7 protein-coding genes are annotated in these 7,736 nt (G+C 72.7%); 1 reads left to right on the top strand and 6 read right to left on the bottom strand.

What is annotated here, in order from left to right; genetic code table 11:
- Positions 1 to 187 precede the first annotated feature (187 nt).
- Both tsf and rpsB read right to left on the bottom strand, forming a co-directional pair.
- The gene (gene tsf / locus AC5020_RS16770) at positions 188 to 1,012 is read right to left on the bottom strand and encodes a translation elongation factor Ts (protein ID WP_464989123.1); all 825 of its coding nucleotides are present in this window, start codon (positions 1,010 to 1,012) and stop codon (positions 188 to 190) included.
- Between the two features lie 114 nt (positions 1,013 to 1,126).
- Positions 1,127 to 2,128 carry a 30S ribosomal protein S2 gene (gene rpsB / locus AC5020_RS16765; RefSeq protein WP_464989122.1) on the bottom strand — a complete coding sequence of 334 codons (1,002 nt, stop codon included), beginning with the start codon at positions 2,126 to 2,128 and terminating at the stop codon, positions 1,127 to 1,129.
- Positions 2,129 to 2,518: 390 nt separating this feature from the next.
- Between rpsB and AC5020_RS16760 the strand changes: the two genes are divergently transcribed.
- Positions 2,519 to 3,118 (top strand): murein hydrolase activator EnvC family protein, encoded by a 600-nt coding sequence (locus tag AC5020_RS16760; protein ID WP_464989121.1) that lies wholly within the window; start codon positions 2,519 to 2,521, stop codon positions 3,116 to 3,118.
- A gap of 5 nt (positions 3,119 to 3,123) precedes the next feature.
- On the opposite strand, the gene AC5020_RS16755 is transcribed toward AC5020_RS16760, so the two are convergent.
- From AC5020_RS16755 to AC5020_RS16740, 4 genes are read right to left on the bottom strand one after another with little or no spacing between them, the layout of a single operon-like run.
- Positions 3,124 to 4,218, bottom strand: coding sequence for a tyrosine recombinase XerC (locus AC5020_RS16755; protein WP_464989120.1), 1,095 nt, complete (start codon positions 4,216 to 4,218; stop codon positions 3,124 to 3,126).
- A 43-nt stretch (positions 4,219 to 4,261) separates the two neighbouring features.
- Positions 4,262 to 5,524, bottom strand: coding sequence for a DNA-processing protein DprA (dprA, locus tag AC5020_RS16750; RefSeq protein ID WP_464989119.1), 1,263 nt, complete (start codon positions 5,522 to 5,524; stop codon positions 4,262 to 4,264).
- The gene (locus AC5020_RS16745) at positions 5,521 to 7,068 is read right to left on the bottom strand and encodes a YifB family Mg chelatase-like AAA ATPase (protein ID WP_464989118.1); all 1,548 of its coding nucleotides are present in this window, start codon (positions 7,066 to 7,068) and stop codon (positions 5,521 to 5,523) included. The genes dprA and AC5020_RS16745 overlap by 4 nt, the downstream gene beginning before the upstream one ends.
- Positions 7,068 to 7,421, bottom strand: a complete 354-nt coding sequence (locus AC5020_RS16740) for a YraN family protein (RefSeq protein ID WP_377020421.1) — start codon at positions 7,419 to 7,421, stop codon at positions 7,068 to 7,070. Before AC5020_RS16740 ends, AC5020_RS16745 begins: the two co-directional genes overlap by 1 nt.
- Between the last annotated feature and the right edge of the window lie 315 nt (positions 7,422 to 7,736).

The raw sequence follows: 7,736 nt of genomic DNA, 5'->3' as shown, positions 1-7,736 counted from the left end.
CCGTCCTGCTTCTTCGGGAGAACGGGTATGGGGGACGTGAACGTCTGGGTCATGTCGGTCCTTCCGCGCGGGGTCCTCGGTGATGATACCGAGCCGCGGCCCCGCACCGAGGGTGCGGGGCCGCAGGTCGGCGGCCGCCCGTCGGCGGCCGGTGGGTTCCGGGCGATCAGGCCCGATCCCCGGGGAGTCAGCCTCCGACGCGGAAGCGGACGAAACCGGTCAGCGTGCCGCCGGCTTCCTCGACGATCTTGCCGACCGTCTTCTTGGGATCCTTGGCGAACGCCTGGTCGAGCAGCACGTTCTCCTTGTAGTAGCCGTTCAGGCGACCCTCGACGATCTTCGGGATCGCCTTCTCGGGCTTGTTCTCGTTCTTGGCGGTCTCCTCGGCGATGCGACGCTCGTCGGCGACGAGCTCCTCGGGGACCTCGTCACGATCGAGGTAGGCCGGGGAGAACGCGGCGATGTGCATCGCGATGTCGCGCGCCACCTCGGCGCCGGCCTTGTCGGTGGCCACCAGCACGCCGACCTGCGGGGGCAGGTCCTTGTTGGTGCGGTGCATGTAGGCGGTGACGACCTCGCCCGAGACGCGACCGATGCGGCGCACCTGGATCTTCTCACCCATGGTGGCGCCGGCGTTGGTCAGGGCCTCGCCGAAGGAGGTCTCGGCCAGCTCGGCGGGCTCGGACGCACCGGACTGGACGGCCGCGGCCACGGCCTCGTCGCCCAGGGCGACGAACTTGTCGTTCTTGGCCACGAAGTCGGTCTCGGAGTTGATCTCGACCAGCGTGCCGGTCTGACCCTGGTCGGTGTCGCGCACGTCGACGGCGATCAGGCCCTCGGAGGCGGTGCGGGCCTCACGCTTGGCGATCCCCTTGAGGCCCTTGACGCGGATCAGCTCGACAGCCTTGGACTTGTCGCCCTCGGCCTCGTCGAGAGCCTTCTTGACGTCGAGCATGCCCGCGCCGGTGGACTCGCGGATCTCCTTGATGTCTGCTGCCGTGTAATTGGCCATGTTCCTCTTCCTTGTGGGAGCTGCTAGCGGAGGGTGCGGGGTGGGCTTCGACGATGGCGGGGCCCACCCCGTGGAGGGGCCCGGGAGCGACGTTATCGCCCCCGGGCCCGTTGGTCACTCGGCTGCGGTCGGCTCGGTCTGGCCGTCGGTCGCCTCGGAGGCGGACTCGGCCGTCTCGGCCTCGGCGTCCGACGCGCCCGGGGCGGGCTGCTCCACTGCGGATTCGGTGGCCTCGGCCGCGGGGGCCTCAGCGGACTCGGCCGCGGGGGCCTCGGTCGCTGCCGGGGCGTTCTCGGCGGCGACGGATTCCTCGGCGGGGGCGTCCTGCTGCTGGACCTCGGACTGCTTGAGCAGCTCGCGCTCCCACTCGGCCAGCGGCTCGGCCTCGACGGCGGAGACGTTCTTCTCGCCGCCGCCGGACTTGGCGTGACGCTCCTGCAGGCCGGCGGCCACGGCGTCGGCCACGACCCGGGTCAGCAGCGTGACGGAGCGGATCGCGTCGTCGTTGCCGGGGATCGGGTAGGTGACCTCGTCGGGATCGCAGTTGGTGTCCAGGATCGCGACGACCGGGATGCTCAGCTTCTGCGCCTCGTCGACGGCGAGGTGCTCCTTGTTGGTGTCGACGATCCACACGGCGGAGGGCGCCTTGCCCATGTCGCGGATACCGCCGAGGGTCTTCTCGAGCTTGTCCTTCTCGCGGCGCATCATCAGCAGCTCCTTCTTGGTGCGGCCGGAGGAGGCCACATCGTCGAAGTCGATCTGCTCGAGCTCCTTGAGGCGGTTCACGCGCGCGGAGACGGTCTGCAGGTTGGTGAGCATGCCGCCCAGCCAGCGCTGGTTGACGTAGGGCATGCCCACGCGGGTGGCCTGCTCCTGGATGGAGCCCTGGGCCTGCTTCTTGGTGCCGACGAACAGGATCGTGCCGCCGTGGGCGACGGTCTGCTTGACGAAGTCGTAGGCCTTGTCGATGTACGACAGGGTCTGCATGAGGTCGACGATGTAGATGCCGTTGCGCTCGGTGAAGATGAAGCGACGGACCTTCGGGTTCCAACGACGGGTCTGGTGACCGAAGTGGACGCCGCTCTCCAGGAGCTGGCGCATGGTGACGACTGCCATGATGGTGTCCTCTTATCTAGGCCTGGGCTCGCACGACTCGCCCGGTGGGGCGTCCGCGGTCATCGCGCAGGACCTTCGTTCTCGGTTCTTCCCCGTCACCGGTCGATGCGGGGCCTGGTGCCCGGGAAGCCGGCCGCCCCGGCGGCGGCCCGCGCGCGAGGCGCGGAGGCGACCGGGGACCGTTGGCCGGCGAGCCCTGATGGGCACGCGAAGTCATCCGGACGGACCGGATGCTGTCTCGAGTCTATCTGACGCTCACAGCCGGCACAGCGCGTCGTGCATCACGCCGCGGGGTGTGTCGGCGCGGCGATCGTTCCTCCCCAGGACCTCTTCGTCCACCGGGTCCTCGCCCCGGATGACGCGGTCGGCCGACGTGGCGAGGATGCCGCTATGACTTCTCGAGACGCCCTCGATCGCCGGCCGGCCCGGCAGCGGATCCTGGTCCTGGCCCGGGCCGTGCTGGTCGTACTGTGCCTGGTGGCCGCCTTCGTCGTCGCCATGCCCGGCTCGGCGCGCGCCGAGGAGGTGCGCTGGACGTGGCCGACACCGGCTCCCCATGACGTCGTCACACCCTTCGACGCTCCGGACACCCCCTACGGACCCGGCCACCGCGGGATCGACATCGCGGTGACCGGAGAGGGCGCCGCGGTGCATGCGGTCGACTCGGGCACGGTGCGCTTCACCGGATCGGTGGCTGGGCGTCCCGTGGTCTCGGTGCGGCACGCCGATGGCCTGATCTCCACCTACGAACCGGTCGCCGGCGAGGTGGTGGAGGGGCAGACGGTCCGCGCCGGGGACGTGCTCGGACGGATCACGCCGGGCAGCACGCAGTCGCATTGCGCTCAGATGTGTCTGCATCTGGGTGCGCGGCGCGCTCAGGGCTACGTGGATCCGATGGTGCTGCTGGGGGCGCGGGGACCGAGTGTGCTGCTGCCGCTGGCCCATCACGGGGCTCCCCGGGCGCGCGATGCTGTCGACGCCGGCCCGTGAGCAGATCAGGCGCGCGGGTGTGCCTGGTCGACGGTGCGGCGGAGCCGCTCGGCGCTGACGTGGGTGTAGATCTGGGTGGTCGCGAGTGAGGAGTGCCCGAGGAAGTCCTGGACGCTGCGCAGGTCGGCCCCGCCCTCGACGAGGTGCGTGGCGGCGCTGTGACGCAGCGTGTGCGGGGATATGTGCCTCGAGATGCCGGCCTCGGCGGCGTACCGATCCAGCAGCGTGCGCACGGCGCGATCACCGAGCCTGCCGCCACGGGCGCCGAGGAACAGTGCGTCGCCGGCGCGAGTCGCGGCCGCGCCACCGGCTCGCGCGAGGACGGGCCGACCCTCGCGCTCCCAGTGCTCCACAGCGGCGAGCGCCGGGGCGCCGACAGGGACGATGCGTTCCTTGTCGCCCTTCCCCCGGACTCGGACGGTGCCTCGGGAACGGTCGATGCCGCTGCGGTCCAGGGCGACCAGCTCCGAGACCCGCAGCCCGGAGGAGTAGAGCAGTTCAAGGACCGCGGCGTCGCGCAGCACGATCGCGCGCCGGGCAGGATCGTCAGGCACGCCCGGGGAGCCGGGGACCTCGGCGCCGTCGGACGGGACGGCGCCGCCTGCGCCATCAGCACCATCGAGGCCGGCACGTGCATCGGCGTCGCTGCCTGTTCCGGACGCCTCGCCGCGTCCTCCGGTCCCGGAGGGGCCCGTCTGTGCCGGCACGATCCGGTCCAGCAGGTACCCGGCCTGCTCACTGGAGAGCACGGTGGGCAGGTGGCGGCCCCGCCGGGGTGCTTTCAATCGGCCGCCCACGTCGTGCGGGATGCGGCCGGTGGCGGCGAGCCATGTGGTGAAGGTGCGGGCCGCGGCGGCCGACCGCGCCAGCGTGCTCGCCCCCACGCCGCTCTCCGCCCGCGCTGCGAGCCATGAGCGCAGGGCGGCGACGTCGAGCTCGGGGAGCTCGATGCGTTCGACCTCGCGCAGATGCTCGAGCAGGTGGGCGGCCTCCCGGCGGTAGGCGCGCATGGTGTGCTCCGAGCGCCCCCGTTCGAGGCGGAGATGGTCGCTGAAGGCGTCGAGCACGGCGTCCTCGGCGCTGCTGCGGTCTGTGCCCATGTCCCCAGTCTCCCGCATCCAGGCGTCCCCGGCCGGGAGGACATCAGCCGGTGCGCACGCGTCGCACCCTCTCCCCCACGTCCTCGACGAGCCCCAGCAGACGCAGCCGCGCCAGGGCGGATTCGACCTCGACGGCCTCGAAGCCGATCTCCCGGACGATGCGCGCAACCGGCAGGCTGGAGCGCGGCGGCACAGCATCGAGCACCCGACGATCGGCGGGCGTGAGCAGGTCCAGCTCGTCCTGGACGGCGAACCCGCCGTCCCCCGCCGCCGGGCCGCCGGGCAGCAGATCGAGCACGTCGGCGCTCTCGGTGATCAGCACGGCACCTCGTTCCCTGATCAGCCGGTGGCACCCGGCGCTGGCTGCGGAGGTGACCGGGCCGGGGACGGCGCCCACAGGACGGGAGATCTGGTCGGCGAGCCGGGCGGTCGACAGCGCCCCGGAACGCCATGACGCCTCGACCACCAGCACTGCCTGGGACAGCGCGGCGATCAGCCGATTGCGCGAGAGGAACCGCCAGCGGGTGGGCGCCGTTCCCGGCGGGGCCTCGCTGACCAGCAGGTGTCGGTCCCGGATCCGTTCGAGCATCTCCGCGTTCTCGCGGGGATAGAGCCGGTCCAGCCCACCGGCGAGAACGGCGAGGGTGGCCCCGCCGTCGGCCGAGAGGGCACCGCGGTGGGCCGCGCCGTCGATGCCGTAGGCGCCGCCGGAGACGACCGTGCCGCCGGATGCGGCGAAGGAGGCCGCGAAGGTTCCGGCGATGTCCTCCCCGTAGCCGGTGGCGGCCCGCGAGCCGACGACGGCCGCGCAGCGTCCGGTGACGAGATCGTCGAGCCGGCCCGGGCCCTGCACCCACAGGCAATGTGGGCTCGTCTCCTGCAGATCGTCCAGGGCTGGGGGCCATTCTGCGTCCTCCGGGGTGAGGACTCGTATGTGCCGCTGATCGGCGTCGTCGAGGACCCTGTCGATGTCGAGGCCGTCCAGCCGTGTCCGCCAGCGGGTCAGGGCGCGGCGGGCTCTCAGCTGGTGGGTGCCGGGGCCGGGGTCCGCCGCGTCCGTGGGCAGCCGCCCGCCCAGACGTGCCAGCAGCTCGCTCTCCGTGCCGTGCCTGGCGAGTTCCAGAGCGCCGGCGGGCCCGAGCACGCTCCGAGCGAGCAGGGCGACGGGGTCCGCCGGCTCGGCGATGAGTGACCAGGTCACGCGGGCTTCGCGAGTCGCGTCTGCGCCGGTCTCCGCGGAGCCGGGGGCCGGTGCTGCAGGGTCCGATTCGGCCGCGGTACCGGCAGGATTGCTCGGGGTGGTCATCGTGGTTCTCCTTCGCGCAGGGTCAGGGCGGTGCCGATGTGCCCTTCGCCGGGACGGTCGGAGCCGTCGAGGTCGGCGAGCGTCCAGGCCAGGCGGAGCACGCGGTCGTGTCCGCGCAGAGTGAGGCGGCCCTGGGCCACGGCATGGTCGAGCAGCCGGCGCTGTGATGCCTCGGGGGCGAACTCGCGCCGCAGCCGGGGCCCCGGCAGGTGGGCGTTGGTGGACCAGGGAAGGCCCTCGTACCGTCGTCGCTGCCGCTCTCGTGCCGTGCGCACACGGTCGGCGATGAGCGCGCTGGACTCGGCGTCCGCGGGGCCGGAGCGGCGGACGTCGACCGGTCCCACGCCGACGCGCATGTCCACGCGGTCCAGGACCGGGCCGGACAGCCGGGCGGCGTAACGACGTCGCTGCAGCGGGCTGCAGGTGCAGTCGACCCCCTTGCCCCAGGCCTTGCCGCACGGACAGGGATTGGCCGCCAGGATGAGCTGGAACCGCGCGGGGTAACGGGTCACGCCGCGTGCACGGTGCAGGGTGATGTCGCCGGTCTCCAGCGGTTCGCGGAGGGCTTCGAGCACGCGCGCGGGGAACTCCGGGGCCTCGTCCAGGAACAGCACGCCGGCGTGGGCGCGCGAGATGGCGCCGGGCAGGGCGATACCGCCCCCACCCCCGACCACGGCGGCGGTGGTGGCAGTGTGGTGCGGGTTCTCGAACGGGGCCGTGCGGCGCAGCCCGTCGCGGGCGTCGAACCGCCCGGCCAGGGAGTGGATCGCGGAGACGGTCAGGGCGTCGTCGATATCGAGCTGCGGCAGGATCCCGGGGACCCGGGAGGCGATCATGGTCTTCCCGGCGCCGGGCGGCCCGCTCAGCAGGAGATGGTGTCCTCCGGCCGCCGCGACCTCCGCGGCGCGCCGCGCCTGGGCCTGCCCGATGACGTCCGCGAAATCCGGGAGCTGGAGGGAGCGGGAGCGCTCTGAGCTCTTCCGCTCCGGGGCCGTCAGCCGGAGGGCCCCGCGTGCCGGTGCCGGCGGGACGTCCGCGCCGAAGCGGTGCAGGACGCTGGTCAGGTCGCCGGCCCCGTCGACCTCCATGCCCTCGACCAGGCGCGCCTCGGGGAGGTTCTCCTCGGGAACGATCGCCCGCGTCACGCCGTGAGTGCGGGCTGCGAGCAGGGCGGGCAGCACCCCGGGGACCGGGCGCACCCTCCCGTCCAGGCCCAGTTCGCCGAGGAGGACGGTGTCCCCCGGCAGGTGGGTGAGCAAGTCGCCCTGGGCATCGACCACCGCCATCGCGATGGCGAGATCAAAGCCGGAGCCGTGCTTCGGCTGCCAGGCAGGCGTCATGTTGATGGTGATGCGGCGCGCGGCCAGTCGCACCCCGCTGCGGGCGGCGGCCGCGCGGACCCGTTCGCGGGCCTGCAGGGTGGAGGAGTCGGGCAGGCCGACGAGGGAGAACGCCGGCAGACCTTGGGAGACGTCGGCCTCGACCTCGACCAGGGTGCCGTCGAGGCCGGTGAGAGAGATCGAGAGCGTGCGCGCATGGCCCATCAGGAGACCGCTTCGAGGTGCTCGAGGGAGAAGGTCCCGTCGAGGTGGGCGTGGACGGCGACGACATCGATGCGCACGTCCCGATGCGGCGTGGAGCGCTCCATGAGGTACTGCCCGGCCAGCCTGCGCAGGCGGCGCAGCTTGGAGGCGGTGACCGCGGCCTGCGGCACCCCGGTGACGAACGTGCGACGTGTCTTGACCTCGACGAAGACGAGCGTGGTGTGGGCCAGGGCCACGATGTCCAGTTCGCCCTGGCCGAGCCGGAGATTGCGCTCGATGATCTGCCAGCCGCAGGCGACCAGGTGCTCGGCTGCGAGGTCCTCCCCGGCACGGCCGAGCTCCACAGTGGACATCTCGCGCACACGGCGCGCCTCGGGCGGTGCCGCGGGTCCGACGACAGGCGGTCCGGACGAGGGCGCCCCGGGAGCGGCCCGGGGCCGGGCACCGGGGGCGGGAGCTGCTGCGGGTCGAGGGACGGGGAGGAGCGAGTTCATGCCCGTCAGCCTCGTCGCGAAGGCCTCCCGACGCACCGCCGGGCCGGGTTTTGGGGACGGGCGCCCCTTGGGGAGGAACGGTGGGGCGGGCGGCGGGGGCGCGGCCCCGGCGGCGGGCGCCCCCCCGCCCGGCGCTCTTAGGGGGGGTGTTATACAAGAATTTTTATTTCAAGT

This window comes from Brachybacterium sp. SYSU DS0246 (genome assembly GCF_059391765.1).
The sequence above is the reverse complement of the archived record's forward strand: the minus strand, read 5'-3'. Positions and strand labels throughout refer to the sequence as shown.